Here is a 23,721-nt window from a genome sequence, read left to right as displayed (position 1 = left end):
ATGAGCCTGCTCGAAGTCAAAGACGTCAACCAGTACTACGGTGGCAGCCACATCCTGCGCAACGTCAACCTGCGTGCCGAACTCGGCCAGGTCACCGTGGTGCTGGGACGCAACGGGGTGGGCAAGACCACCTTGCTGAAATCCCTCATGGGCCTGGTGCCCATCAAGAGCGGTGGCATCACCTTCAACGGCCAGCCCATCGACAAAGCCACGCCTTACGAAAGAGCGCGGTCCGGCATGGGTTTTGTACCGCAGGGGCGGGAGATTTTTGCCCGCCTGACGGTGTTGGAAAACCTGCAGATGGGCCTGGCCTACAAACCGGGGGGCACGCCCATTCCGGCCGAGCTGTTCGAACTGTTCCCAGTGCTCAAGCAGATGCTGGGGCGACGGGGCGGTGATCTCTCTGGAGGCCAGCAGCAGCAGCTGGCCATCGCGCGGGCGCTAGCCGCTGGCCCCAAGTTGCTGATCCTGGACGAACCCACCGAGGGCATACAGCCCAACATCATCAAAGACATCGGCAAGGTGATCCGCATGCTGGCCGATCGGGGCGACATGGCCATCGTGCTGGTGGAGCAGTACTACGACTTTGCCGAAGCCCTGGCCGATCAGTACGTGGTGATGGAGCGCGGCGAGGTGATTGCGAGTGGGCCGGGCAGCGAAATGCAGGCCAAGGACATCCGGCAGCTGGTGGCCATCTGAGCGGCCATTGGAGCGGTGCAGGCAGGCGGCACAATGTCGCCATGCCGACCTTTGAAAACCCCCGCCAAACCCTCGTCGATCTGTTCCAAGTGGCGGTGCAGCGCGCCATGCCGCTGCACACCCTGGGCGCCCACCTGCCACCACCGCCGCCACCCGGTGGCCGCACCGTGGTGCTGGGGGCCGGCAAGGCCGGCGCCGCCATGGCGCTGGCCCTTGAGACCCTGTGGCCCGAGCACGCGCGCGCCCATGGTGGCACCGACACCCGCCTGACCGGCCTGGTGGTCACACGTTATGGCCACCTGCCGCCCCGACCGGCCGACGTGCCGCAGCAGATCGAGGTGGTGGAGGCCGCCCATCCGGTGCCCGACGAGGCCGGCTTGCGGGCCGCCCAGCGCATGCTGGAAATCGCCCACGGGTGCACCGCCAACGACCTCGTCATCTGCCTGATCTCGGGCGGTGGTTCCTCGCTGCTCACCTGGCCTTGCGAGGGCCTGTCGCTGGCCGACAAGCAACGCATCAACCGCGAACTGCTGCGCAGCGGCGCCGACATCGGTGAGATGAACACCGTGCGCAAACACCTGTCGCGCATCAAGGGTGGCCGGTTGGCGCAGGCCTGTGCACCGGCGCGTGTCGTCACCCTGGCCATCAGCGACGTGCCCGGCGACGATCCGGCCGTCATCGCCAGCGGCCCCACGGTGCCCGATGCCAGCACCTGCGAGCAGACCCTCGACATTCTGCGCCGCTACCAGATCGACGTGCCTGCGGTGGTGCGCGTGGGCCTGACCAGTGGTGCGTTGGAGTCGGTCAAACCGGGCCATCCCGCCCTGGCCGGCCACCAGTTCGCCATGATCGCCACGCCCGCGCAGTCCCTGCAGGCGGCGGCCGACGCGGCCCGTGCCCTGGGCCTCAACGCCTATGTGCTGAGCGACGAAATCGAGGGTGAGTCGCGTGAAGTGGGCAAGGTGCATGCGGCCTTGGCGCGCGCGGCGGCGCGCGGCGAGGGACCGTTTCAAAAGCCCTGCGTCATCCTGTCGGGTGGCGAAACCACCGTCACCGTGCGGCCTCAGCCCGAAGGCACACCGCGAGGGCGCGGTGGGCGTGCAGGCGAGTTCTGCATGGGCCTGGCCCAGGCGCTGCAAGGCCAGCCCGGCGTGTGGGGCCTTGCTGCCGACACCGATGGCATCGATGGCGTGGAAGACAACGCGGGCGCGTTGGTGGCACCTGATACCCTGGCGCGCGCGCAGGCCGCCGGCGTGTCGCTGCAAGCCCACCTGGATCACAACGATGCGTACAGCTTCTTTGACGCCATCGGTGACCTCGTGGTGACGGGGCCGACCAACACCAACGTCAACGATTTCCGCGCGTTGCTGGTGTTGTGAGCTTGTCGGTCTGTGCGCAGCCGGCGCACAGGCCTTGTATTTCGATGCCGTGCACCGCAAAACCCGTGGCCTTCAAGGCCTGGGCCACCACAGCGTGGCAGCCCTCGGCGTCCCACTCGGTGGCGCTGCCGCAGCGCTCACAAATCAAAAAAGAGGGTTCGTGGTGGCGGTGGTGGTCGTGCTGGCAGTAGACGAAGCTGCTGTTGCTGGCCACCTTGTGCACGATGTCATGGGCCACCAAAAAATCGAGCGAGCGGTAGACCGCCATGGGCGCAACCGAGGCACCGCCGCTTTGCAGGTCGGCCAGCAGCTCGTAGGCCTTGGCGGTGCCCCCACGGCGCAGCAGGGCTTGCAGCACCGCCTTGCGTCCGCTGGTGAGCTTGAGACCGTGGTCCAGGCAGTGCCGATCTGCTGAGGCCAGCTGCGCGTCGATGTCTTTGGCTTGGGCGGCTGTGGCTTGTGCCTTGGCGGAAGCGCGGAGCGAGGAGGGGGAACGGGGCATGGCGCCCATTTTAGGGTGCCGCCTGCCTGCGTTCAGCTTCGTTTGCAAAGGCTGCCCAAACCCAAGAGCGCGGTGGCCAATGCCACACAAGCGCCGCTGGGGGCATCCCACGTCCACGACACGGCCAGGCCCAGCAAACACGCACCGACCGCGAGTGCGATGGTTGCCACCAGGCTGTGGCCTTTGAAGGTCCAGAGTGCGGGGGCAATCAGCAGTGCGAACACCAGGTAAAGGCCCAACAGGGGCACCGCTGCGCTGAGCACAACCGCAAACAGCGGGTAGAACAAGGCGTTGCGGGCCAGCGTCTGCGGCCACCGCAGTGACAGCAGCCACACCGGTGCCGCACAGACCCCGAACCAGGCGATGGCGCTCCAGGGCGCCCACAACACGTCGGCCGACAACAATTGGTCCAGCCGCTCGCGCCCGTGGGGCTCCCAGGAGGCGCCCCACAAGGCCAAGTTGGCCCCGGCCACGTAGAGCAGGCCAATGAGGGCTTCGCGCTGCGCGGGCCAGCGCTGGACGACCCAGGCCACCAGGCCCGCCAGCAGCAGTGCCGCCAGCGAAGCGCTGACCTGCACCTTCCACACGGCCGGATGGTCCCACCACAGGGCGCTGAGCAGGGCGCCGCAGGCCGCGCCCTGTGCCAGCGCGAGATCGACAAACACCACCCCCCGTTGCAGCACCTCGCGCCCCAGCGGCACCAGCGTGACAGCGGCCAGCACCAGTGCGCACATGGGCGCGAGCAACCAAGCCAGCTCGCTCATCGTGTGCCACCGTTGGCGTTCAACAGCTGTTTGAACAGGTCGTCAAACAGGCGCACCAGGCCTTGGGGGTCCTGTGCGTCGTCCACCGTGGTGGGCAGCGCGATGGCCATGGCTTCGTTGCCCAGTTGCGCGGCCAGCCAGTGTGCGCTGCGGGCGTCCTGGTAGCGGGTGGCGACCACCGCCATGGGCCGTTCGCGCTGCGCCACCTTGAGCACCGCATTCAGGTGGCCAGGCGTGGGAGGCAGGCCGGGCTTGGGCTCCAGATCGGCGCTCTGGACCATCCCCAGCCAGCGCCAGAGGTAGGCAAAGCTGCTGTGTTGTGCGATCACGCGCTGGCCCCGCAAGGGGCTGGTTTGTGCCCGCCAACGTTGCACATGGGTCAACCAGTCGCGCTCAAACGCCTGTGCACGCTGGTGGTAGGCACCGGCCCCTGTGGGGTCCACTTGGGCAAGTGTTTCGGCCAAACCGCGCGCGACCTCCAGCACCCGGTCAGGGTCCACCTGGAAGTGTGGGTTGCCAGCGGCATGCACGTCACCGTCGAACGGGCCGCCCGGCGCGCGGGCGTCGATCAGGGCCACGTGGTCGGATGCGAAGAACATGCCCCCTGCGCGGTCCAGCACCTTGGGGTTGCCTGCGCGTTGTTGCAGCACGGGCAACCAGCCGGCTTCCAGTTCGGCACCTGTGCACACAGCCAGGTCGGCACGGCGCAGGGCAGCGATCAGGCTGGGGCGTGCCTCGATGTGGTGCGGGTCCTGGCGTTGGTGGGTGGCGCTGACGACCTGCGCCTGTGGGGCCAGTGCCTTGACGAGCGAGGCCCACTCCGGCTCGCAGGCAAACACGTTGAGGGCGTGCGCCGAGCCAGCGCAGGCCAACCAGGCGCAGGTGATCAGCCAGCGTGTGAGGTGCCGTGCTTCAGAAACTGTGCGCGGCATGGGCACCCCAGTTCAGGACGTACTGCAACTGCACCGAGTGGCCCTTGGTGGCAAGGCTGTCGCTGCCGGTTTGTTTGGCCACTTGCAGGCGCACGGTTTGCATGTGCCCAGGTTTGTAGGCCAGCATCAGGCTGGTCTGGCGCAGGCGCGCGCTGTGAAAGTGGTCGCCGTGGGGCTCGGCCACGCGCAAACGTTCCAGCCGGGTGCCGACCTCCCAGGTGGGTGAGAAGCGCCAGACCACCGCGAGGTGGTCCGCCACGTGGCGATCGGCTGCGGTCGCAAAGTGGTTGGGCTTGTGCACCACCGCACGTTCATAGCCCACACGCAACTGGCGCTGGCTGTTGTTGCCGTCGGGGGCCCACTTCCAGGTGACATCCCACACCTGCATGCGTTTGCCGCTGTAGAGCGCACCGTGACCGTGATCGTGTTCGTCACCATGGTCATCGCCGTGCTCGTCTTCGTGCCCATGCTCGGCCACTTCCTGTTGTCGGCGGTTTTGAACCAGCGCAAAGCCGGCCTGCCAACTGTGTGAGGCACCGATGTCGTCACCCAGCCGCGCGGACAGCACCGACACCCCTGGGCTGGACGCAGGTTCTGCGTGTTCAACGAGCCGTTTGCCACGGAAGACCTCGGCCCCCAGGCGCAGGTACATGGGTGTGGGAGCGGTCCAGTTCAGGCGCAGGCCATCGTCGTTCCAGTGCCCGCCCAAAAACGCGCGGTACATCAGCGGCCGCTCCACAAAGTCGTCGGCGTGTGGGTGCTGTTCGTTGAGGTAACCCAGCTGCGACGCAAACCGGCCGGCGCGTGCTTGCAGGCCCCACGGCAGGCTGCGGGTTTGCAACCAGGCCTCTTCAAGCTCGGCCTCGGTCTTGCCCTCGTGGGTGTGCACGGCGGCGGTGAGCTGGGCCAACAGCGCCTTGCCAACGGGGCCCGATGCCGACACGTCGCTGTGCCCCAGCGCGAGTCCTTGGTTGCGTTGTGCCAGCCCCAAGGCGCGGGAGGTTGCGGTGACGTCCAGCACCGCGCCCCATTGCCAGTGGTCGGGTTGAGCGTGTGCGGCGGGAACCGCCAGGGCCACAAAGGCGAGGTGGGTGAATGGCTTGAGCATGCGTGTTTTCCTGCGGTTCAAAAAATGTGATGTTACAACATCACATTATGAGGGCGAAAAAACAACCAATACACCCCGCCGTTGGGGCTCACACGTCCCAGATGCGAGGGCGTTGGGGGGCGATGCCCCACACGGTGGGGCGCAGTGCGCTCCACACCTGCTGCAGCAGGTCCATGACCGGCTCCACCACGGGCCCAAGCACGCGCAGCACCACCATCTGGGGGTTGGGGCTGGTTGCGCCGGCACGGGCGCTGAGCGGGTGGTGGGCACAGACGCTGCGCACCGTGTCGAGCACGAGCTCGGTGCGGTCACGCCCGAGCGCCGTGCCCGAGGCGAACACCAGCGTGCCCATACAACGTTGCCCGTCCATGCCCAGGGGGGCGTCGAGCAAGCGTGTGTCGTCGGCGCGGATGTGGGCCTGCTCCAGCCAGAGGTCGGGCACCGAGAGTCGCTGCGTGAAGGCGCCTGCCTCGAACGGTTTGCCCGCCGTGGGTTGGCCCAGGGCCAGCACGTCCCACAACAAGGCTTCGGCGGTGGGGGCCAGTTGCAGGCTCAGGGTGTTGTGGCCCAAACAGCCGCTGTAGGCCAGGGTTTCCAGCGGCAGCCATTCCAATCGGGCGCCGTCTTGTACTCGCAGCGTGATCTGTTGTTTGGCAGCTTCACCACCGCTGCGATAGAAACGCGTGGCGCCCGGCGTGCCTATCCACGCATGGGCCCCGTGCCCGACGTTGACGGCGATGTCCACCACGTCGCCGTTGGCCAGGCCACCGGGTGGGTGTACCACCACGTTGTGGCAGATGGTTTTGCCTTCGGGGTAGAGGCTTTGAAAGATGCGCAACGGGCCTTCGTGGCGGTGGTGCAGCACCGTGGTGTCGTGCTTGAGTGTGTAGTCGAGTTCGAGTCGGGCGTGCCAGGGCATGGGTTTGAGTTTAGTGCGGCGCGGCCATCGGTTTTGCGGGATGGGTGGGCGACAGAAGGGACAGGGTGACCGGCTTCGCTCGTGTCCTCCGGCCTTCGGCCTCCCCCTTTACCTCGCTGCGCCGATCACCCTGTCCCTTCTGCTGCGGAGACGTGGTTTGCCCCCGGTGGCGTGCCACGGCATTGTGGAACTGGCGGGGCGGTCTGTCCTGCATAGCGAGGTAAAGGGGGAGGGCGCGCAGCGCCCGGAGGACACGAGCGGCGCAGGGCAGGCCGACACGTCAGTTCCGCACCACGAAGTCAGGTCTTCCAAAACCCCACATGCACCTCGCTCGCCTCATCCACCAACGCTGGGCCAATACATTCAATCGGGTGTGGTGAGGCCGCGAACACATCGCGGCACGACAGTTCGGCGTCACGCTGCTCGGCGCGCTCACCCCGGAAAACGCGCAGCCGCACGGCGTCGATGCCATAGACCACCCGGCCAATGTTGGACCAGAAGATCGCCCCCGCACACATCACGCAGGGCTCGGCCGACGAATACAGGGTGGCGCGCGCGAGCGTCGCGCGATCCACCTTCGGGCTGAGCTGGCGGACCACATTGGTTTCGGCGTGCCCGGTGCAGTCGCCCGTCTCAGACGTGTTGCACCAGGCTTCGCCCAGCACCTCACCGGTGTCGGCCACCACCACGGCGCCGAAGGGGCGATTGCCCCGCTCGTGGCCGGTGCGCGACCAGGCAATCGCCTGGCGCAGGTAGCGGCCGTCGCGTTCGCTCAGCGTTTGTTCTGTGGGCAGCACCATGGCTCAGGCTTTCAGTGTGCGGTCGGCTATCGAAGGCAACATGGCGCGGTTGAAAACGCCTTCGGCGCTGGGGCGGTTCTTGAGACCAAATACCTCGCTCACCTGATCGACCTGTTGCTCCAGCAGGTACTTGCGCACGTCGCCCAGCCCGTGGCTGCGGGTGTCGGCGGCGGCCACGTACTGGGCCGTCAGGCGCCAGCGTTCCAGTTCGATTTTTTCGTCCAGGATGGGCTCGCGCTGTTTGATGGCAGCCATCGCCGGCTGCGGGTTGGCCAGCGTTTCCTGCAGGGCGCGGTTGGTGGCGCGCAGGAAGGCGGCCACCAAACCCGGGTTTTGCGTGACCATGGCGTTGCTGGCCAGGATGGCGTTGCCGTAGAGGTTCACCCCGGCGTCCGTGTATTTGAGGATGGACAGCTCCTCGGTTTTCATGCGCGCGAACAGCGACACGGCCGAGTCGTGGAAGTAGGTGGCTGCGTCCACATCGCCGCGCACCATCACGTTGTCGCGGGCGCTGAAGTCGGTGGTGCTCCAGGCGAAGTGGTCGTCGGGCATGCGCAGCTTGCGTGCCACCATCGGCCAGGCGCGGCGTGTGGCTTCGACGGCGGCGGCTGCCACGCGTTTGCCCTTGAGGCTGGCGAAATCGCTGGTGATGCCCCGGTCCTTGCGGCCGATGATCACAAACGGTGCGCGGTTGTAGTACTGGTAGACCGCCTGCACCAAAGGTGTGCCGGCGTTCTGTGCATGGAACTCGATCAGCGAGCTGATGTCGCCCAGACCCATGTGGTACACGCCGCTGGCGATGCGGGTGATGGAGGCCACCGAGCCCGCGCCCACGTCGATGTTCACGTCCAGGCCTTCCTCTCGGTAGTAGCCTTTTTGCTGGGCCAGAAAGAAGGGCGCGGTCTGGCCGGTGACGCGGAAATCCAGCGTGAATTTGAGCGGCGTGAGTTTGGGCGTGGACTGTGCCCAGACGGTGGGCGCCGCGACGGAAGAGGTGAGGGCGGCGGCAGATGCGATGAAATGACGGCGGTGCATGTGGGGCTCCGTGGGTGCTGTTGAAGGCCCGCGCGCACAACGCAACGCGGGAACTCAAGAGCAATTTCCGGGCGACAGGCACTGCATCAGTGCGCCACGCTGAACGCTTCTACTCTTGCCACGTTCAATGCAACAGCCGTGCCAGGCTGTGTGGGTTTCGTGAGCGGCGGCTGGCCCGCCGTTTGCTACAGTTCTGTTGAGAGTAGAAGCGTTCACCCTCGTCCCCCATCCACAGGGGCTGCGGCCGGAAATTGCTCTTGGTTCATCTGTTTGAAATCCAAGGAGCGTTTCCATGCTGGTCACCCAACAAGCCGTTTTTCGCAAGTACTGGCACGCGGTCATGCCGCTGTCCCATCTGGCCGATGGCCCCAAGCCTTTCAAGTTGCTGGGCGAGGACGTCGTGCTGTTTCTTGATGCCTCCGGTCAGCCCGCCGCGCTGCGCGACCGCTGCTGTCACCGCACCGCCAAACTCTCCAAGGGCTGGTGTGTGGACGGCGCCGGCAAGGCCTGTGGTCAGGGCCACATCCAGTGTGGCTACCACGGCTGGACTTACGACCGCAGCGGCAGCGTGGTGGTGATTCCGCAGTTCGACGCCGAACGCCGCATCCCGCTCGACTACCGCACCACCGCCTACCACTGCACCGCACGCTACGGCTACGCGTGGGTGGCGCTGGAAGACCCCATTGCCGACATCCCGGCCGTGCCCGAATTTGACGACCCGGCCTTTCGCACCATCTTCCAGTTCCACGAGGTGTGGGCCACCAGCCCGCTGCGCGCGCTGGAAAACTCGTTCGACAACTCGCACTTCAGCTTCGTGCACCGGGCCACCTTTGGTGTGCCCGACGCGCCCAAGCCGAGCAAGTACGAAATCGTCGAAAACGACGAAGGTTTCTACGCCGAGACCGTGATCGCTGCCGCCAACCCCGAGCGCTTTCGGCGCATCAGCGGTGTCGATGAGCCGGTGACGACGCGCCACATGCGCAACGCCTACTTCCAACCCTTTTCGCGTCGGCTCGACATCGAATACCCCAGCGGCATACGTCACATCATCATCAACTGCTTCACCCCCATCGATGACGGCCACATCCAGCTCTGCCAGTGGCTGTACCGCAACGACACCGAGGCCGACTGCCCGGCGCAGATACTGATCGACTTTGACGAGGAGATCACGCGTGAGGACAAAGACATCCTTGAATCGACCGACCCCGACGCGGTGGTGGACCTGCGCCGCCGGGGCGTGGAGTATTCGATGGACTCCGACCGGCCTGGGGTGCTGATCCGCCGCCAACTGATGACCTTGCTGAGCGGGGCGGGCGAGGCCGAAGTCCACCGCTGAGCGCGCTGGCGCTACCATCGGCGTCACAACAACCCCATGGAGGATATGAAATGACGCCGATGAAACGCAAGCTGGTGAGCGTGTGCTTGATGGTCTGGCTGGCCGGACTCTTGGGCTGCGCACCCGAAGTGGGCAGCGACAAATGGTGCCAACAGCTCAAGGACAAACCCAAGGGCGACTGGAGCATGAACGAAGCTACCGACTTCGCCCAACACTGCATCCTGAAATAAGGGGACGCCATGTACAAGCTGCACGGCTTTTCGCAATCGGGCAACACCTACAAGGTGGCGTTGCTGTTGCAGGCGCTGGGTCAGCCCTGGCAGGCGGTGCACGTGCCGTTTGCCGAATTCGCGGCCGGCCTGACCCGCACGGACGGATGGCGTCAGGACGTCAACGCGATGGGCGAGGTGCCGGTGTTGGAAGACGGTGCCCGCAAACTCACGCAGTCGGCGGCCATCATGCTTCGCCTTGCCGAACGCCACGGGGCTTACGGTGGCACCACAGACGATGAGCACCAGGAGGTGTTGCGCTGGCTGTTCTTCGACAACCACAAGTTCACCAGCTACTTCGCCACCTTGCGGTTCAGCAAGTCCTTCGCCCCGGCGCCGGCTGACCCCGCCGTCGTGGCCTGGCTGCGTGGCCGGGTCGAGGGCGCCTTCGGCATCGTCGAGCGCCATCTGGCCCAGAGCGATTACCTGGTGGGCGATGCACCGACCATCGCCGACATGTCGCTGTGTGGCTACCTGTACTTCCCTGCCGAGGAAAGCGGCATCGATCTTCCGGTCAGCTACCCGGCCATCGCGCGTTGGACGGAGCGCCTGCGCGCGTTGCCGGGTTGGAAACCTCCCTACGAGCTGCTGCCCGGCGAGCGTGTGGCGCCCCGCTGGTGAGCCTGGGGCGCCGCCATGCTCAAGACCTACCGGGGCAGTTGCCACTGTGGCGCGGTGCGCTTCGAGGCCGATCTTGATCTCACCGAAAGCACCTACCGCTGCAACTGCAGCATTTGCCGACGCACCCGCTTCTGGCCTGCGGTCGCCCGTGAGGGCGGCTTTCGTCTGCTCGCGGGTGAAGGCGAACTGACACAGTACCTGTTCAACACGCGCAAGAACCAGCACTACTTCTGCCGCCATTGCGGCGTGCGGCCTTTCGGCGTGGGCACCGACACGCCCATCGGCAAAATGTACGGCGTCAACCTCGGGTGCCTGGACGACTTGAGCGACGAGGCACTGGTCGCGCTGTCCATCACCTACGTGGACGGGCGCGAAGATCGGTGGCAGCAGGCCCCGACTTTCTTCGCCCACCTTTAGCGCGCGATCAGCCCTGCCAGAAATCGCGGTGCAAGGCCGCGATTTCTTCTTCCACTTCCGGCACGGGGCCGATGACTTCGATGGTTTTCTGGCCGGCCTCAAACACGCTGCGGCAGGGCAAGTCCATGGTGGGGTTTTCTTCGTGGCTGCCGGTGAGTTCCAGCAGGCGCCGCTCCGTCATGCCATACACCAGGCGGCCGATGTGGGCCCAGTACTGGGTACCGGCGCACATGGCGCAGGGTTCCACGGTGGTGACGAGGGTGCATTGCCACAGGTACTCGGCCGGATGGTTTAGCACGGCGGTGCGCGCCAGCACCGCTTCGGCGTGGTTGACGGTGTCCACATTGCCTTGCTCGGCCAGCACCGTTTCGCCATCGGGCGCCACCAGGATGGCGCCGAAGGGGTGTTTGCCCATGGCATCGCGGGCGCGGCGCGCCACTTCGTTGGCCCGGCGCAGGTGTCGGATAGCCTGTTCGGGCGTCATGCGTTCTGGCTGCCGCGATGCGCCCAGCCGGTGGTGTGTTTCTCAACGAAGCTGAACAGCTCGTACATGGCCATGGCCATGGCGCCGACCACCAGCAGACCGCTGAAGGCCAGACCCATTTGCATGGAGCTGCCGGCCGAGATCAGCAGGTAGCCGATGCCTTCGTTGGCGGCCGTCATCTCCGACACGGTGGTGCCCACGAAGGCCAGGGTGATGGCGACTTTGAGCGAGCCGTAGAAGTAGGGCAGTGAGCGCGGAAGCCCCACTTTGATCAGCACGTCCCAGCGCTTGGCGCCCAGCACGCGCAGCACGTCCTCCAGCTCGGGCTCCAGCGTGGCCAGACCGGTGGCGATGTTGACCATGATGGGGAAGAAGCTGATGAGGAAGGCCGTGAGGATGGCCGGGCCCACACCGATGCCGAACCACACCACCAGGATGGGCACGAAGGCGGCCTTGGGCAGCGCGTTGAAGGCAGTCATGAGCGGGTAGACCGCCGCGTACGCCAGGCGTGAGCTGCCGATGAGGAAGCCCAGCAGCACCCCCACCACGATGGCGATGCCAAAACCCACCATGGTCACCCAGAAGGTGCGCCAGGCGTGGCCGGCGATGGTGAGCTTGTGTTCCAGCGTCTGCTCCCAGATGCGGCTGGGGCTGGGAAAGATGAATTCGGACACGCCGAAGCCGCTGCAGATCACCTCCCACACCACCACGATGGCGAGCAGCAGCAGCAGGGGGGACCAGCGTTCGATCTGTTTTCGTTTCATGGGATGGTCTTCACTGGTTGATCACGGCGCCCGACTTGCGCATGGCGCCGATGTGGCCGCGCAGCTCGTGGACGATGTTGGTGAACTCGGGCGTGTAGGTGGTTTCCAGGTCGCGCGGGCGCGGCAGGTCGATCTCGCGGCGCACCACAAAACGGCCCGGGCTCTTGCTCATCACGTACACCGTGTCGGCCAGAAACACCGATTCGCGCAGGTCGTGGGTGACCAGAATGACGTTGAAACGCTGCTCTTGCCACAGGTCGCGCAGGGTGCACCAAAGCTCCTCGCGGGTGAAGGCGTCGAGTGCACCGAAGGGCTCGTCGAGCAGCAGCATCTTGGGCTCGTGGATGAGGGCGCGGCAGATGCTGGCGCGCTGCTGCATGCCGCCCGACAGTTCCCACGGAAACTTGTTCTCCATGCCACCCAGGCCCACAGTGGTCAGCAGCTTCTTGGCGCGGTCCTCAAATTCCTTGCGCCGGTCCTTGAACTGCTGGCGGTAGGGTTCCACGATCTCCAGTGGCAGCAGCACGTTGTCGAGCGTGGTGCGCCAGGGCAGCAGCGATGGCGCCTGGAAGGCCATGCCCGAAATTTTCAGCGGACCATTGACCGGCTGTCCGTCCACATGGATGCGGCCCATGCTGGGTTTTTTCAGGCCGGTGGTCAGTTTCATGAAGGTGGACTTGCCGCAGCCCGACGGGCCAACGATGGCAATGAACTCGCCCTGCTGCACCTTCAGGTTGATGTTCTCCACCGCGAAGACGTTTTGGGCCAGCAACTCGTCGTTGTAGGCCAGCCAGACGTCGTCGAAGTGCACAAAGGGGGCTTGGGAATCGGTGCTCATGCGTGTCACTCGCAAAAAAAGGGCCAGCCTTCGTCAGACGGCTGGCCCTTGGGTCGGATCGGGCTTATTTCTTGGCGGGCGGCAGGATGTTGAGCTCGGCCGCGCTGGGCAGCATGCTGCCATTCCACACCGCAGCGGGGTCGATGCGGGTTTTGGTGGCAAAGGCGTCAGACACTTGCGAGGCCATCAGCGACATGCGGGCCGGGTTGATCTGGCCAAAACCTTCCTTGCGCGCGTCGGGGCTGGCCACCACCGCGTCGATGGCCATCTGCAGGCGGCGCGTTTCCAGCGGCACATTGATGATGCCGTCGCGCTGCTTGACGAACTCGATGCTGGCGGCTGGGTTGGCCATGACCTCTTTGGCGCCCTTGGTGAAGGCGCTCAGGAAGGCCTTGATGGCCGCCGGGCTCTCTTTGATCAGCTTGGGGCTGGCGATGATGACGTTGCCGTAGAGCTTCACGCCAAAATCGGCGTAGGGCATGATGACCACGTCGTCGGTCTTGGCGCCGCGTGCTTCGAGGTTGAGCAGCGAGGTGAACGAGAAGCCGGTGATGGCGTCGATGTCACCGCGCACCAGCATGGTTTCGCGCAGCGGCGGGTCCATGGCGGTCCAGGCCACGTTGGTGACGTTGTTGGCCTTCTGGAAGATGGGGAAGGCCTTGCGCCCGGCGTCAAATACGGGCGCGCCCAGCTTTTTACCGCTCAAGTCGGCCGGGGTTTTGATGCCCGACTTTTTCAGCGCCAACACCGCCGCCGGCGTGTTGTTGTAGACCATCATCACGGCCACCGGCTTGTTGGGGGCGTCCGGGTTGTTGGCGTGGAATTCCATCAGGGCCGCCATGTCGGCAAAACCCATGTCGTAGGTGCCTGACGCCACGCGGGTGACGGTGCCGCCCGAGCCGTTGCCGGAGTCGATGGTCACATCCAGGCCGGCGGCCTTGAAGTAGCCTTTGGCGGCCGGTTGAACGAACAGCGCTGCCGGGCCCTCGAAGCGCCAGTCAAGCTGGAATTTGATGGCGGTGCTCTGGGCGTGGGCCAGGCCGAAGGCGGAAGCCAGGCCCAGGGCCGTGGCGGTCTGGATGAAGAGGCGCTTGTTCATGGTTTCTCCGAAGGGGCGACGCACTGGGCGCCAGACTTGGTGTGCCTGGGACTAAGCAATAACGGTGCCACGCTGCGGGGATCGCCCGTTTGTGGACACAAAACGTGTATACAAACGTGTGCATCACCCAGCCGCCAGCGTGAGCTGGCGGGATTGTTGCATCAATGTGAAGCACGCCGCACAGGGTTTGCCCTGTTTTGGTGCCCTCTGGCCGGGTGACGGCTTCAGCGGGTGCTGGCTTTGGCGGCCACGGCCAGCGCCGTCATGTTGAGCACGCGGCGCACAGTGGCCGCTGGCGTGAGGATGTAGGCCGTGGCTGCGGCGCCCATGAGCACAGGGCCCACCGTCACGCCACCGCTGGTCGTGGTTTTCATCACGTTGTAGAGGATGTTGGCTGCGTCCAGGTTGGGGCAGATCAACAGGTTGGCCGAACCGCTGAGCGTGCTGTCCTCACCCAGGTAGGCGCTGCGGATTTCGGGCTGCAGCGCGGCATCGCCGTGCAGTTCGCCATCGCATTCGATGTCGGGGTGTTGGGCCACGAACAGGTCGCGCGCCAGGCGCATTTTTTTGGCCGATGCGCGCTTGGACGAGCCGTAGCTGGAGTGCGACAGGAAGGCCACCTTGGGTGGGATGCCAAAACGCATCACCTGCTGTGCCGACATCCACGCGATCTCGGCCAGTTGTTCGGCGCTGGGGTCTTCGTTGACGTAGGTGTCGGCGATGAAGATGGGGCCCCGGTCGGTCATCAGCGCATTCACCGCAGCGTAGTTGCCCACGCCTTGTTGTTTGCCAATGATGCTGTCGATGCGTTCCAGGTGCGTCATGTAGCTGCCCACCAAGCCACAGATCAGCGCATCCGCATCGCCCAGCGACACCATCAGCGAGCCGATGATGGTGTTGGAGCGGCGCACGGCGGCCTTGGACACCTCGGGCGTGGCGCCATTGCGGCCCATGAGCTTGTGGTAGTGCTCCCAGTACTGGCGGAAACGCGGGTCGTCCTCGGGGTTGACGTTCTCCACGTCCACCCCCAGGCGCATGCGCAGGCCGGCCTTTTCAATGCGGGCGGCAATCACCGCCGGGCGGCCGATCAGGATGGGGCGGGCCAGGTGTTCGTCGATGGCCATTTGGGCGGCACGCAGCGCGCGTTCGTCTTCACCGTCGGCGTAGGCCACCCGCTTGGCGTTGTCGGCCACGGCCTTGGCGGCGTTGAAGATGGGCCGCATCAGGATGCCGGTCTGGTACACAAAACGCGACAGCGACTCGATGTAGGCCTCCATGTCGGTGATGGGGCGGGTGGCCACGCCCGAATCGGCGGCGGCCTGCGCCACGGCCGGCGCGATCTTGAGAATGAGGCGCGAGTCGAAAGGCTTGGGGATCAGGTAGTCGGGGCCAAAGGCCAGCTCCTGGCCCACGTAGGCCGCGGCCACCTCGTCGCTGATCTCGCTCTTGGCCAGGTCGGCGATCTGGCGCACGCAGGCCAGTTTCATTTCCTCGGTGATCTTGGTCGCGCCGCAGTCGAGTGCGCCACGGAAGATGTAGGGGAAACACAGGACGTTGTTGACCTGGTTGGGGTAATCGCTGCGGCCGGTGGCGATGATGCAATCGGGCCGCGCGGCCTTGGCCAGCTCGGGGCGAATTTCAGGCTCGGGGTTGGCCAGGGCCAGGATGATGGGCTGGGTGCCCATGGTCTTGACCATCTCCACCGTCATCACGCCGGGGGCCGAGCAGCCCAGAAACACGTCGGCGCCCTTGACCGCGTCGGCCAGGGTGCGCGCGCTGGTGACTTGGCAATAGCGCTGCTTGGAGGCATCGAGCTTGCCGGCTTTGGTGTCGTCGCGTTCGGTGTGGATCACGCCCTTGGAGTCGCAGACCAGGATGTTCTCGACCTTGACACCCAGGCCCACCATCACGTCCAGGCAGGCGATGGCTGCCGCGCCCGCGCCCGACACCGCGACCTTGACCGCGCCAATGTCCTTCTGCACCAGTTCCAGGCCGTTGAGCAGGGCGGCGCTGGAGATGATGGCCGTGCCGTGCTGGTCATCGTGGAAGACCGGGATGTTCATGCGTTCGCGCAGCTTCTTCTCGATGTAGAAGCACTCGGGCGCCTTGATGTCTTCGAGGTTGATGCCGCCCAGCGTGGGCTCCAGCGAGGCGATGATCTCGACCAGTTTGTCGGGGTCGCGCTCGGCCAGTTCGATGTCGAACACATCGATACCGGCGAACTTCTTGAACAGGCAGCCTTTGCCTTCCATCACCGGTTTGGAGGCCAGCGGGCCGATGTCGCCCAGGCCCAGCACGGCGGTGCCGTTGGTGATCACACCCACCAGGTTGCCGCGCGAGGTGTATTCGGAGGCCAATGTCGGGTCGGCCTCGATGGCCAGGCAGGGGTAGGCCACGCCGGGCGAGTAGGCCAGCGACAGGTCGCGCTGGTTGGACAGGGGTTTGGTCGGGGTGACCGCGATCTTGCCCTTGGACGGGCTGCGGTGGTATTCGAGTGCGGCGTCGCGCAGGGCTTGTTCGGCGGGTGTCATGTCGTTTCGATCTGTCTGTTGTGGCAAGGTGCTTGTGCTCACAGGCTCCCAAGGGCCGCCGAGGGCAATGGGGTGAGGCAGGCGGTTTCAGTGTATCCAAGCCAGCACGGTCTGGGCCTCTCTGGAAACCCGCAGACAGCGGTTCAGGGATGAGCCAGTGGTCAATTCAGTTTTCACTTCTGGTCACAGGCCTGCGGGCTCGGGCGGGATCGTTAAACTTCTCACATGGGTTTGCCGTTGTTTTACCGCCGTTTCAGTGCCTGGCTGGCTTTGCTGGCCATGGTGGCGGGCGTTTTCACGCCTGCCGTGACACAGGCGGTGGTGGCGGGCAGCGAACGCGCCAACTGGGTGCAAATCTGCTCGGCCAGCGGCATGGCCTGGGTGCAACTTGATGACCGCTCAGACGGCACACCGCCCAGCAGCGGTGCGTCGGGCGGTTGCGCCTGGTGCAGCACCCATGTGGCAGGTGGTGTGCCAACCACTTCACGGTGGTGGGCGCATCCCTTGCCCACGGCCCATGGCCCCGCAGCGGTGGCCACGTCGGCGCCTTTGCAGCGCGCCTGGACGCCCTTGCAAAGCCGTGCCCCGCCCACCTTCTTGTGACGCTCTCCCTTGTTTTTTTACGGTGTGCCTGCTGGGCCGCCGATGTTTGATTTTTTCCGGAGTTTTGTATGCACAAGAAGCAATGGCTGGTGGCGGGCTTGGTCGCCTTGAACGTGGGTGTGGTGGGCAGCGTCTGGGCCCAGGCGCAGGTCAAGATTGAGGATCCCTGGGTGCGCGGGACCGTGGCCCAACAAAAGGCGTCGGGTGCGTTCATGCGGTTGACTGCCCCGCAGGACATGCGCCTGGTGTCGGCCAGCTCGCCTGTGGCGGGTGTGGTTGAAGTCCACGAAATGGCGATGGACAAAGACGTCATGCGCATGCGCGCTGTGCCGTCATTGGATCTGGCCGCAGGCAAGACCACCGAACTCAAGCCGGGTGGTTACCACGTGATGCTGATGGACTTGAAGCAGCCGCTCAAGGCGGGCGAGTCGATTCCGCTGACGCTGGTGTTTGAAGACGCTGCCAAGGTGCGCAGCAGCCAGACCCTGCAGGCGCCGGTGCGTGCCCTGGGCGCGGCTGCCATGCCTGCCAAGCCCATGGACCACGGCCACCATGGCGGCCACGGTCAGCAAAAACCTTGACGGGGCGGTGACCCAGGCTTGAGGTGTCTGCGCGGCAGGGCCTGCCGCAGCAGACGCACGACCGCGCGCCCGTGCCAGCGCCGCACATCGGCGGCCTCGGCGGCGGGCAGTTGCGCGGCCAACATCAGTGCAGCGTCGATCTGCACGTAGAACAGGCGTGACAGCACGCGCAGGCGTTGCAAGGGCCAGTCCGACCCATGGTGCTGCAAGGCCTTCGCCCAGAAATCGACGATGCGGGCCGAATGCGCGTCCTCCAGGGCACGCAGTGGCGGCAGGGTTTCCATGAGGTAGGCCAACTCCTGGTAGGCCCAGCGGCCTTCTGGCATGTGCTCGATGTCGTGGGTGACCGATCGCAGCATGGCCAGCAACGGCATGCCGTTGAGCATGCGCTCAAGGTGGCGGTCGTGGATGGCCTGGATGCCCGCGATCCAGCGTTCCGTCAACTCCACCAGGATGGCTTCTTTGCTGCCGTAGTAGCGGTACAGCGAGGCGATGTCCACCCCGGCCCGCCGGGCAATGTGGTTGGTGGTCAGGGTGCGGCCACCTTCTTCCTCCAAATGTTCGATGGTCGCTCGAAGGATGCGCTCGGTCATTTCGCGTGACCGGGCCTGCCGTGGCTCGCGGCGGTAGAGGTTGACCCCGGTGTCTGCGGTCGAACTGGCACCTTTGTTGGCAGGAGAAGTGGCTGTGGGGCCACGTTGGGGTTGGGTCACAATAAAACAGCAGTATTTACTGGCAATATTAACTGGTGATATTGACCGTCAAGCTGCCAAAACAACCTACGGAGTCAACATGCTGAAACGATATCGGGTGGGGCGCGCCTGGCTGGCCGGCGCCGCTTCGGTGGCTATTCTGGCCGCTTGCCTCGGTGGTGGGGGCGAAACCCCTGCCACCCAGGTTTTCAAGGGCGGCCACGTGGTCACCATGGACGCGCAACGCACGGTGGCGCAGGCGGTGGCGGTGCGCGGCGGCAAAATCATTGCGGTGGGTTCGGACGCCGACATGGCGCGTTACATCGACAGCCAGACCGAGGTGATCGACCTGCAGGGCAAGACCTTGCTGCCGGGCTTCATCGACGCCCACATCCACCCGGTGCTGGGTGCCACCCGTCTGGGCCAGTGCAGCATGGACGGCGAAACGCTGGCGGCAGCCGAGATCGTGACCCGCCTGCAAGCCTGCCTGGCGGCCGATCCTGGCGCTGCCGGCGAATGGTTCGAGGCCGTCAACGTCAACCCGGCGGGTCTGGTGATGACAAGTGCCGACCTCGATCAGGTCAGCACCACGCGGCCGATGTTTGTGGCGGGCATAGACGGCCACACCGCCTGGGCCAATTCGTTGGCCTTGCAAATGGTTGGGGTGATGGCGGCCACGCCCGACCCGGTGGGCGGCGTGATCGTGCGCGACGCCCAAGGCCAGCCCACCGGCGCGCTGGTGGATGCGGCTCAGGGCTTGGTCAGCAGCGCCATCCCTGAAATACCGCTGGCGCAGCATGTGGTGAAAAGCCGGCAGGCGCTGGATTTGGCGCGCTCCAAAGGCCTGACGTCGGTGCAGGACGCTTGGGCGTCGGAGCGTGCCATGGATGTGTACGACGCGCTGGAGAAGGACGGCACGCTCAAGATGCGGGTGCGCGCCAACCTCATGGCCGACGTCGCCGACGACGAAGCCCAGTACGCCCGCTTGAAGGAGCAGCGCGCACGGTTTGCGCAGCACAAGCTGGTCAAGGCCGATGGCGTGAAGGTGTTTTCGGACGGTGTGATCGAGTACCCGACCCAGACTGCCGCCATGCTGACGCCATATCTCGACACCAACGGCCAGCCCACCACCAATTACGGTGGTCGCTATTTCGAGCAGGACGTGATGGAACGTTATCTGACCCGCCTGGACAAGGAGGGCTTCCGCGTGAACGTGCATTCCATCGGCAACTTCACCACCCGCACCGTCCTGGATGCCTTCGAGAAAGTGCGCGTGGCCAACGGCAACCAGGCGATTGCCCACCAGATCTCGCATCTGGAGATCATCCACCCCGACGACATCCCGCGTTTTGCACCGGCCAACGTGCTGGCCAACCTGCAGATGTTCTGGGCCTTGCCCGACGTTTACACGCTGGATGCGCTCAAGCCCTTCATCGACCCGCAGGCGCACCGCTACATCTACCCTGCAGGGAGCCTGAAAGCGGCCGGTGCCACCATCGTGGGCGGCAGCGACTGGCCGGTGGACTCGATGCCTGGTGAGCCCATGCTCAACACGCCGCTGCGCGCCATCTACATGGGTGTCACCCGCACCAACCCCATCCCCGACGAACACTTCGGCGAGGTGTTGTATGCCGAAGAACGCGTGGACCGCGACACCATGATCGCCGCCTACACCATCCATGGCGCCAAGGCCCTTGGAATGGACAAAGAGGTCGGCTCCATCGAGGTGGGCAAATACGCTGACTTCGTGATCTTCGACGAGGACGTCACGCAGGTGGACATCAACCGACTGATGTTCGATGTCGAGGTGGCGGCCACGGTGTTGGGGGGTGAGTACGTCTACCAGCGCAGCACCGCAGCGACCGGTGCCAGCCTGCGCAACCGCATGTCACAGCCAGGCAACGGGGGCAAGGACAGCAACAAAGGCTGGCACGTGGTGCGCTCGCACGCGTTCTGCGGGCCGGACCACCACCACGGCGAACAGCTGCACTGACGGAAAAGCGGTTCAGGCAGACTCGGCGGCCACCGTGGCCGCAGGCGCGGGCGGCGAGCTGGGCCCCGCGCCACGCGCAAAGGTCACCACATGGTCCACCTGGGCGCGTATGCCAATCCATTCGCCCACCGCGTGGTTGTGGTGTGAGGGCACGTGGGTCATCACCGTCTCGCCGCTGGACAGGCGCAGGGTGTACAAAAACTCCGAGCCGCGAAAGGCCTTGCGCACGATTTGCGCCTTCACCGGCGCGTCGTCGTCGTGCACGATGTCGTCGGCGCGCAGCAGCACATCACACAGCCCGGCTTCGTAGGCGCTGGGCAGCGGGCATTCGTCCACATCCAGCAGCGGGCCCATGGGCGTGTCCACCACCACGTCGTCGCCCAGCTGGCTGATGCGGGCCGGTGCAAACACGCCGTGGCCGATGAACTCGGCCACAAAACGCGTGGCGGGGCGGTGGTACAGCGCGTAGGCGTCGTCCCACTGGTGCAGGTGGCCCTGGTGCATGACACCGATCACGTCGCCAATGGCAAAGGCCTCCAGCTGGTCGTGGGTGACGAACAAGGCCGTGGCGCCGGCCGCCTTGAGGATGCCACGCACTTCGTGGGCCAGGCGCTCGCGCAGGTCGACGTCGAGGTTGGAAAAAGGCTCGTCCAGCAACAGCAGGCGCGGCTGCGGGGCCAGCGCGCGTGCCAGCGCCACACGCTGCTGCTGGCCGCCCGACAGTTCGTGTGGATAACGTTCCTGCAGGCCGTCCAAGCCCACCAGCGTCAGCACCTCGGCGACGCGGCCGCGGCGTTCTGCCGGATTCAGGTGTTGCAGGCCAAAGGCCACGTTGCGGCCCACATTGAGGTGCGGGAACAGGGCGTAGTCCTGGAACACCATGCCAATGCGGCGCTTTTCAGCAGGCACATGTTCACCCGCTGCACTAACCACCTCGCCACCCAGTCGGATGTGTCCACTGGTGGCACGCTCCAGCCCGGCCACCGCACGCAGCAAGGTGGTCTTGCCACAGCCCGAGGGCCCAATCAGCACCCCGATGTCACCGGCACTCAGGCCCAGGGTCACGCCGTCCACCGCCGCCTGGGCAGCGCCGGGGTAACGAATCTGCAGTTGGGACACCGATAGAAACATAGGCGCATTGTAGATAACTACAATTCTCATTTGCGTTGATGTGGGTCATCCTGTCCTGGGGAGCCACGCCCGCACCTTGCACACCCCATATGACCCGCTGGCTCACCTCGGCATTGCTGTTGCTGCTCACCCTGTTCCTGACCTTGCCGGTGCTGGCGCTGGTGGCTTCATGGATGCGCTTTGATGCCGCCGCGCAGGATGTGCTGCTGCAAATGGCGCAAACCGTGTTGCCGGGCTACACCGCCACCACCATTGGCCTGTGCGCGGCCGTGGCCGTGGGGGTGGCGGTGGTGGGCATGGCCACCGCCAGCGCGGTGACGCTGTTCGACTTTCCGGGCCGGCGCGTCATGGAATGGGCGCTGTTGCTGCCCCTGGCCATGCCGGCCTATGTGGTGGCATACGCCTACACCGACTACCTGCAGTTCTCGGGTCCACTGCAAACCGCGCTGCGCGAGAGCTTCGGCTTGCGCGGGCGTGTGTTCCCCGAGGTGCGCAGCCTGGGCGGGGCGGTTTGGGTGTTCACCTTCGCGCTCTATCCGTACGTGTACCTGTTGGCGCGCACGGCTTTGTCGGAGCGCGCCGCGCAGCTGATGGAGGCCGCGCGTTTGCTCGGTGCGCCGTTGTCGCGCCGGGTGCGCGAGGTGGCGCTGCCCCTGGCCCGCCCGGCGGTGGCAGCCGGTGTGGCGCTGGCGCTCATGGAAACCCTGGCCGACTACGGCGTGGTCAGCTACTTCGGCATCCAGACTTTCACCGCTGGTATCTACAAGGCCTGGTTGTCCATGGACATGCCCTTGGCCGCTGCCCAGCTGGCCACACTGCTGTTGCTGCTCGTGGCCTTGCTGATGTGGCTGGAGCACCGCGCCCAGCGGCGCTTGCGGTTTGCGGTGCAACGCGGCGGCCGTGCTGGCGGCGACGAAGCGCAACCTGTGCAACTGCGTGGCGCGCGCGTGGCCCTGGCTTGGGCGGTGTGTGGCCTGCCGGTGCTGGCCGGTTTTGTGCTGCCAGTGCTGTTCATGCTGCGCCCGCTGCTGGGCGGCTGGGACGAGCTGCCCTGGGCCGCCTTTGTGGGTTGGGCTTTCAACAGCGTGCGCCTCGCTGGCCTCAGTGCCACGTTGGCGGTGGGCCTGGCGCTGGTGCTCGCTTTTGCCGTGCGCGTGTGGCCCGACACCTTTACCCGTGGTGTGGTGCAACTCACCAGCCTGGGCTACGCCGTGCCCGGGGCCGTGGTGGTGGTGGGGCTGCTGTTGCCCGTGGGTTGGCTGCAGCAGGTGGCGCCCCACAGCGGCGTGGGCGCCTGGGTCACGGCCACCGCCTTGGGCATCGTCTGGGCCTACCTGGTGCGGTTTTGTGCGGTGGCCCTTCAATCGGTACAAAGCGGCTACGCCCGCATTCCCGCCAGCCTGGACGATTCTGCCCGCATGCTCGGCACCACCGGCCTGGCGCTGATGTTGCGCGTGCACTGGCCGTTGCTGCGCCGTTCGGTGGCGGCCGCCGCCTTGTTGGTGTTTGTGGACGTGATGAAAGAACTGCCCGCCACCCTGGTGTTGCGCCCCTTCAACAGCGACACCCTCGCCGTGGTGGCTTATCAGCTGGCGCGCGACGAGCGTCTCGGCGAGGCCTCGCTGCCCGCACTCACCCTGGTGTTGGTGGGCCTGTTGCCGGTCATCCTGCTCAGCCGCACCCTGCGCTCGCGTTGAATCACCTCAGTGGGGCAGGCCAGTTCATCAGCTCGGCCAACCGTGAGACCACCCAGCCCGCCTCGTCGGCCGACACCACCGCCGGCTCGGCCCGCAGCCCCAGGCGGCAGCGCGCCAGCACATCCTGTTCGGTGATGCCCAGCGTCACCAGCATGGTGGACGCCGTTTCGGTCAACATCTGCGCCATGTCCTCGCACAGCTCGTAGCGCTGCGCGATCTCGTCGCGCGCCAGCGTCGGCTTGATGCGGCCCGGTGGTACGTACAGCGCGATGAAGGACGGCGGGATCAGGAGTTGGCTGTCCTCGGACATCGGTGGGCGCGGGTTGGGGAGAATGTGGCGCCCCCAGCAGGAATCGAACCTGCATCTAGCGCTTAGGAGGCGCTCGTTCTATCCATTGAACTATGGCGGCGGGGCGCGTGGATTCTAACGGCCCTGGCCACAGGCCTGTCAGCAGCAAATAGAACTGTCCGGTTTTGTAGCAAGTAGATTGTCCGCTTTGACGTGATGTGATGGTGCTGGCAGCCAA

Annotated in this window: 25 protein-coding genes and 1 tRNA gene; 10 read left to right on the top strand and 16 right to left on the bottom strand. The window is 65.6% G+C overall.

Annotated elements, in window-relative coordinates; translation table 11 throughout:
- The first annotated feature begins 6 nt into the window (after positions 1-6).
- Positions 7-699: an urea ABC transporter ATP-binding subunit UrtE gene (gene urtE, locus ACFQU0_RS05245; protein ID WP_382199330.1), complete on the top strand. Its 693-nt coding sequence runs from the start codon at positions 7-9 to the stop codon at positions 697-699.
- A gap of 41 nt (positions 700-740) precedes the next feature.
- Positions 741-2,078 (top strand): glycerate kinase type-2 family protein, encoded by a 1,338-nt coding sequence (locus ACFQU0_RS05240; protein WP_382199075.1) that lies wholly within the window; start codon positions 741-743, stop codon positions 2,076-2,078.
- Here ACFQU0_RS05240 and ACFQU0_RS05235 read toward each other — a convergent pair.
- From ACFQU0_RS05235 to ACFQU0_RS05205, 7 genes are all read right to left on the bottom strand, one after another.
- On the bottom strand, positions 2,047-2,580 hold the full coding sequence (locus tag ACFQU0_RS05235; protein WP_382199074.1) for a Fur family transcriptional regulator: 534 nt from the start codon (positions 2,578-2,580) through the stop codon (positions 2,047-2,049). The two genes, ACFQU0_RS05240 and ACFQU0_RS05235, sit on opposite strands and share 32 nt — an antisense overlap.
- A gap of 32 nt (positions 2,581-2,612) precedes the next feature.
- On the bottom strand, positions 2,613-3,344 hold the full coding sequence (locus tag ACFQU0_RS05230; protein ID WP_382199073.1) for a metal ABC transporter permease: 732 nt from the start codon (positions 3,342-3,344) through the stop codon (positions 2,613-2,615).
- Complete coding sequence (locus ACFQU0_RS05225) at positions 3,341-4,276, bottom strand: metal ABC transporter solute-binding protein, Zn/Mn family (RefSeq protein WP_382199072.1); 936 nt, start codon at positions 4,274-4,276, stop codon at positions 3,341-3,343. Before ACFQU0_RS05225 ends, ACFQU0_RS05230 begins: the two co-directional genes overlap by 4 nt.
- Positions 4,257-5,384 carry a hypothetical protein gene (locus ACFQU0_RS05220; protein WP_382199071.1) on the bottom strand — a complete coding sequence of 376 codons (1,128 nt, stop codon included), beginning with the start codon at positions 5,382-5,384 and terminating at the stop codon, positions 4,257-4,259. Before ACFQU0_RS05220 ends, ACFQU0_RS05225 begins: the two co-directional genes overlap by 20 nt.
- Before the next feature lie 88 nt (positions 5,385-5,472).
- Positions 5,473-6,303, bottom strand: coding sequence for an urease accessory protein UreD (locus tag ACFQU0_RS05215; protein WP_382199070.1), 831 nt, complete (start codon positions 6,301-6,303; stop codon positions 5,473-5,475).
- Positions 6,304-6,602: 299 nt separating this feature from the next.
- On the bottom strand, positions 6,603-7,103 hold the full coding sequence (locus ACFQU0_RS05210; RefSeq protein ID WP_382199069.1) for a nucleoside deaminase: 501 nt from the start codon (positions 7,101-7,103) through the stop codon (positions 6,603-6,605).
- A 3-nt stretch (positions 7,104-7,106) separates the two neighbouring features.
- A complete protein-coding gene (locus ACFQU0_RS05205) occupies positions 7,107-8,138 on the bottom strand; it encodes an ABC transporter substrate-binding protein (protein WP_382199068.1) in 1,032 nt (343 codons plus the stop codon).
- A gap of 292 nt (positions 8,139-8,430) precedes the next feature.
- Here ACFQU0_RS05205 and ACFQU0_RS05200 point away from each other — a divergent pair, with 292 nt between their 5' ends.
- The 4 genes from ACFQU0_RS05200 to ACFQU0_RS05185 are packed head-to-tail and all read left to right on the top strand — an operon-like array spanning position 8,431 to position 10,781.
- A complete protein-coding gene (locus tag ACFQU0_RS05200) occupies positions 8,431-9,474 on the top strand; it encodes an aromatic ring-hydroxylating dioxygenase subunit alpha (protein ID WP_382199067.1) in 1,044 nt (347 codons plus the stop codon).
- Positions 9,475-9,524: 50 nt separating this feature from the next.
- Positions 9,525-9,704: a DUF3012 domain-containing protein gene (locus tag ACFQU0_RS05195; RefSeq protein WP_382199066.1), complete on the top strand. Its 180-nt coding sequence runs from the start codon at positions 9,525-9,527 to the stop codon at positions 9,702-9,704.
- Positions 9,705-9,713: 9 nt separating this feature from the next.
- Complete coding sequence (locus ACFQU0_RS05190) at positions 9,714-10,364, top strand: glutathione S-transferase family protein (protein ID WP_382199065.1); 651 nt, start codon at positions 9,714-9,716, stop codon at positions 10,362-10,364.
- 15 nt (positions 10,365-10,379) lie between these two features.
- Positions 10,380-10,781, top strand: coding sequence for a GFA family protein (locus ACFQU0_RS05185; protein WP_382199064.1), 402 nt, complete (start codon positions 10,380-10,382; stop codon positions 10,779-10,781).
- A gap of 7 nt (positions 10,782-10,788) precedes the next feature.
- Here ACFQU0_RS05185 and ACFQU0_RS05180 read toward each other — a convergent pair whose 3' ends face one another.
- The 5 genes from ACFQU0_RS05180 to ACFQU0_RS05160 form a co-directional block, all read right to left on the bottom strand.
- Positions 10,789-11,265: a nucleoside deaminase gene (locus tag ACFQU0_RS05180; protein ID WP_382199063.1), complete on the bottom strand. Its 477-nt coding sequence runs from the start codon at positions 11,263-11,265 to the stop codon at positions 10,789-10,791.
- On the bottom strand, positions 11,262-12,029 hold the full coding sequence (locus ACFQU0_RS05175; RefSeq protein ID WP_382199062.1) for an ABC transporter permease: 768 nt from the start codon (positions 12,027-12,029) through the stop codon (positions 11,262-11,264). Before ACFQU0_RS05175 ends, ACFQU0_RS05180 begins: the two co-directional genes overlap by 4 nt.
- A gap of 10 nt (positions 12,030-12,039) precedes the next feature.
- Complete coding sequence (locus ACFQU0_RS05170; protein ID WP_382199061.1) at positions 12,040-12,867, bottom strand: ABC transporter ATP-binding protein; 828 nt, start codon at positions 12,865-12,867, stop codon at positions 12,040-12,042.
- Between the two features lie 64 nt (positions 12,868-12,931).
- On the bottom strand, positions 12,932-13,966 hold the full coding sequence (locus ACFQU0_RS05165; RefSeq protein WP_382199060.1) for an ABC transporter substrate-binding protein: 1,035 nt from the start codon (positions 13,964-13,966) through the stop codon (positions 12,932-12,934).
- Positions 13,967-14,190: 224 nt separating this feature from the next.
- On the bottom strand, positions 14,191-16,497 hold the full coding sequence (locus ACFQU0_RS05160; RefSeq protein ID WP_382199059.1) for an NADP-dependent malic enzyme: 2,307 nt from the start codon (positions 16,495-16,497) through the stop codon (positions 14,191-14,193).
- Between the two features lie 225 nt (positions 16,498-16,722).
- On the opposite strand from ACFQU0_RS05160, the gene ACFQU0_RS05155 reads away from it, so the two are divergent.
- Together ACFQU0_RS05155 and ACFQU0_RS05150 are read left to right on the top strand one after the other, a co-directional pair.
- The gene (locus ACFQU0_RS05155; RefSeq protein WP_382199058.1) at positions 16,723-17,100 is read left to right on the top strand and encodes a DUF2946 domain-containing protein; all 378 of its coding nucleotides are present in this window, start codon (positions 16,723-16,725) and stop codon (positions 17,098-17,100) included.
- Between the two features lie 68 nt (positions 17,101-17,168).
- Positions 17,169-17,681, top strand: a complete 513-nt coding sequence (locus tag ACFQU0_RS05150) for a copper chaperone PCu(A)C (RefSeq protein ID WP_382199057.1) — start codon at positions 17,169-17,171, stop codon at positions 17,679-17,681.
- Here ACFQU0_RS05150 and ACFQU0_RS05145 read toward each other — a convergent pair.
- Complete coding sequence (locus ACFQU0_RS05145; RefSeq protein WP_382199056.1) at positions 17,666-18,394, bottom strand: TetR/AcrR family transcriptional regulator; 729 nt, start codon at positions 18,392-18,394, stop codon at positions 17,666-17,668. The two genes, ACFQU0_RS05150 and ACFQU0_RS05145, sit on opposite strands and share 16 nt — an antisense overlap.
- Before the next feature lie 79 nt (positions 18,395-18,473).
- Here ACFQU0_RS05145 and ACFQU0_RS05140 point away from each other — a divergent pair, with 79 nt between their 5' ends.
- Positions 18,474-20,366: an amidohydrolase gene (locus ACFQU0_RS05140; RefSeq protein ID WP_382199055.1), complete on the top strand. Its 1,893-nt coding sequence runs from the start codon at positions 18,474-18,476 to the stop codon at positions 20,364-20,366.
- 12 nt (positions 20,367-20,378) lie between these two features.
- Here ACFQU0_RS05140 and ACFQU0_RS05135 read toward each other — a convergent pair whose 3' ends face one another.
- Entirely contained in the window at positions 20,379-21,497 is a 1,119-nt protein-coding gene (locus tag ACFQU0_RS05135) for an ABC transporter ATP-binding protein (RefSeq protein WP_382199054.1), read from the bottom strand.
- Positions 21,498-21,586: 89 nt separating this feature from the next.
- On the opposite strand from ACFQU0_RS05135, the gene ACFQU0_RS05130 reads away from it, so the two are divergent.
- Complete coding sequence (locus ACFQU0_RS05130; RefSeq protein WP_382199053.1) at positions 21,587-23,194, top strand: ABC transporter permease; 1,608 nt, start codon at positions 21,587-21,589, stop codon at positions 23,192-23,194.
- Position 23,195: 1 nt separating this feature from the next.
- Here the strand turns inward: ACFQU0_RS05130 and ACFQU0_RS05125 are convergent, their stop codons facing one another.
- Both ACFQU0_RS05125 and ACFQU0_RS05120 read right to left on the bottom strand, forming a co-directional pair.
- Entirely contained in the window at positions 23,196-23,504 is a 309-nt protein-coding gene (locus ACFQU0_RS05125; protein WP_382199052.1) for an ATPase with chaperone activity, read from the bottom strand.
- A gap of 25 nt (positions 23,505-23,529) precedes the next feature.
- A tRNA-Arg gene (locus ACFQU0_RS05120) sits at positions 23,530-23,604 on the bottom strand.
- Between the last annotated feature and the right edge of the window lie 117 nt (positions 23,605-23,721).

Source organism: Hydrogenophaga defluvii (genome assembly GCF_042665235.1).
Lineage (GTDB): Bacteria > Pseudomonadota > Gammaproteobacteria > Burkholderiales > Burkholderiaceae_C > Hydrogenophaga > Hydrogenophaga defluvii_A.
This window is presented reverse-complemented; position numbering and strand designations above follow the sequence as displayed.

Coding starts and splice junctions, on each gene's coding strand:
- ACFQU0_RS05240 (WP_382199075.1), top strand. CDS start 741: ATGCCGACCTTTGAAAACCCCCGCCAAACCCTCGTCGATCTGTTCCAA.
- ACFQU0_RS05210 (WP_382199069.1), bottom strand. CDS start 7,103: ATGGTGCTGCCCACAGAACAAACGCTGAGCGAACGCGACGGCCGCTAC.
- ACFQU0_RS05175 (WP_382199062.1), bottom strand. CDS start 12,029: ATGAAACGAAAACAGATCGAACGCTGGTCCCCCCTGCTGCTGCTGCTC.
- ACFQU0_RS05235 (WP_382199074.1), bottom strand. CDS start 2,580: ATGCCCCGTTCCCCCTCCTCGCTCCGCGCTTCCGCCAAGGCACAAGCC.
- ACFQU0_RS05180 (WP_382199063.1), bottom strand. CDS start 11,265: ATGACGCCCGAACAGGCTATCCGACACCTGCGCCGGGCCAACGAAGTG.
- ACFQU0_RS05160 (WP_382199059.1), bottom strand. CDS start 16,497: ATGACACCCGCCGAACAAGCCCTGCGCGACGCCGCACTCGAATACCAC.
- ACFQU0_RS05205 (WP_382199068.1), bottom strand. CDS start 8,138: ATGCACCGCCGTCATTTCATCGCATCTGCCGCCGCCCTCACCTCTTCC.
- ACFQU0_RS05230 (WP_382199073.1), bottom strand. CDS start 3,344: ATGAGCGAGCTGGCTTGGTTGCTCGCGCCCATGTGCGCACTGGTGCTG.
- ACFQU0_RS05155 (WP_382199058.1), top strand. CDS start 16,723: ATGGGTTTGCCGTTGTTTTACCGCCGTTTCAGTGCCTGGCTGGCTTTG.
- ACFQU0_RS05185 (WP_382199064.1), top strand. CDS start 10,380: ATGCTCAAGACCTACCGGGGCAGTTGCCACTGTGGCGCGGTGCGCTTC.
- ACFQU0_RS05190 (WP_382199065.1), top strand. CDS start 9,714: ATGTACAAGCTGCACGGCTTTTCGCAATCGGGCAACACCTACAAGGTG.
- ACFQU0_RS05195 (WP_382199066.1), top strand. CDS start 9,525: ATGACGCCGATGAAACGCAAGCTGGTGAGCGTGTGCTTGATGGTCTGG.
- ACFQU0_RS05130 (WP_382199053.1), top strand. CDS start 21,587: ATGACCCGCTGGCTCACCTCGGCATTGCTGTTGCTGCTCACCCTGTTC.
- ACFQU0_RS05165 (WP_382199060.1), bottom strand. CDS start 13,966: ATGAACAAGCGCCTCTTCATCCAGACCGCCACGGCCCTGGGCCTGGCT.
- ACFQU0_RS05125 (WP_382199052.1), bottom strand. CDS start 23,504: ATGTCCGAGGACAGCCAACTCCTGATCCCGCCGTCCTTCATCGCGCTG.
- ACFQU0_RS05225 (WP_382199072.1), bottom strand. CDS start 4,276: ATGCCGCGCACAGTTTCTGAAGCACGGCACCTCACACGCTGGCTGATC.
- ACFQU0_RS05200 (WP_382199067.1), top strand. CDS start 8,431: ATGCTGGTCACCCAACAAGCCGTTTTTCGCAAGTACTGGCACGCGGTC.
- ACFQU0_RS05140 (WP_382199055.1), top strand. CDS start 18,474: ATGCTGAAACGATATCGGGTGGGGCGCGCCTGGCTGGCCGGCGCCGCT.
- ACFQU0_RS05220 (WP_382199071.1), bottom strand. CDS start 5,384: ATGCTCAAGCCATTCACCCACCTCGCCTTTGTGGCCCTGGCGGTTCCC.
- ACFQU0_RS05170 (WP_382199061.1), bottom strand. CDS start 12,867: ATGAGCACCGATTCCCAAGCCCCCTTTGTGCACTTCGACGACGTCTGG.
- ACFQU0_RS05215 (WP_382199070.1), bottom strand. CDS start 6,303: ATGCCCTGGCACGCCCGACTCGAACTCGACTACACACTCAAGCACGAC.
- ACFQU0_RS05135 (WP_382199054.1), bottom strand. CDS start 21,497: ATGTTTCTATCGGTGTCCCAACTGCAGATTCGTTACCCCGGCGCTGCC.
- ACFQU0_RS05150 (WP_382199057.1), top strand. CDS start 17,169: ATGCACAAGAAGCAATGGCTGGTGGCGGGCTTGGTCGCCTTGAACGTG.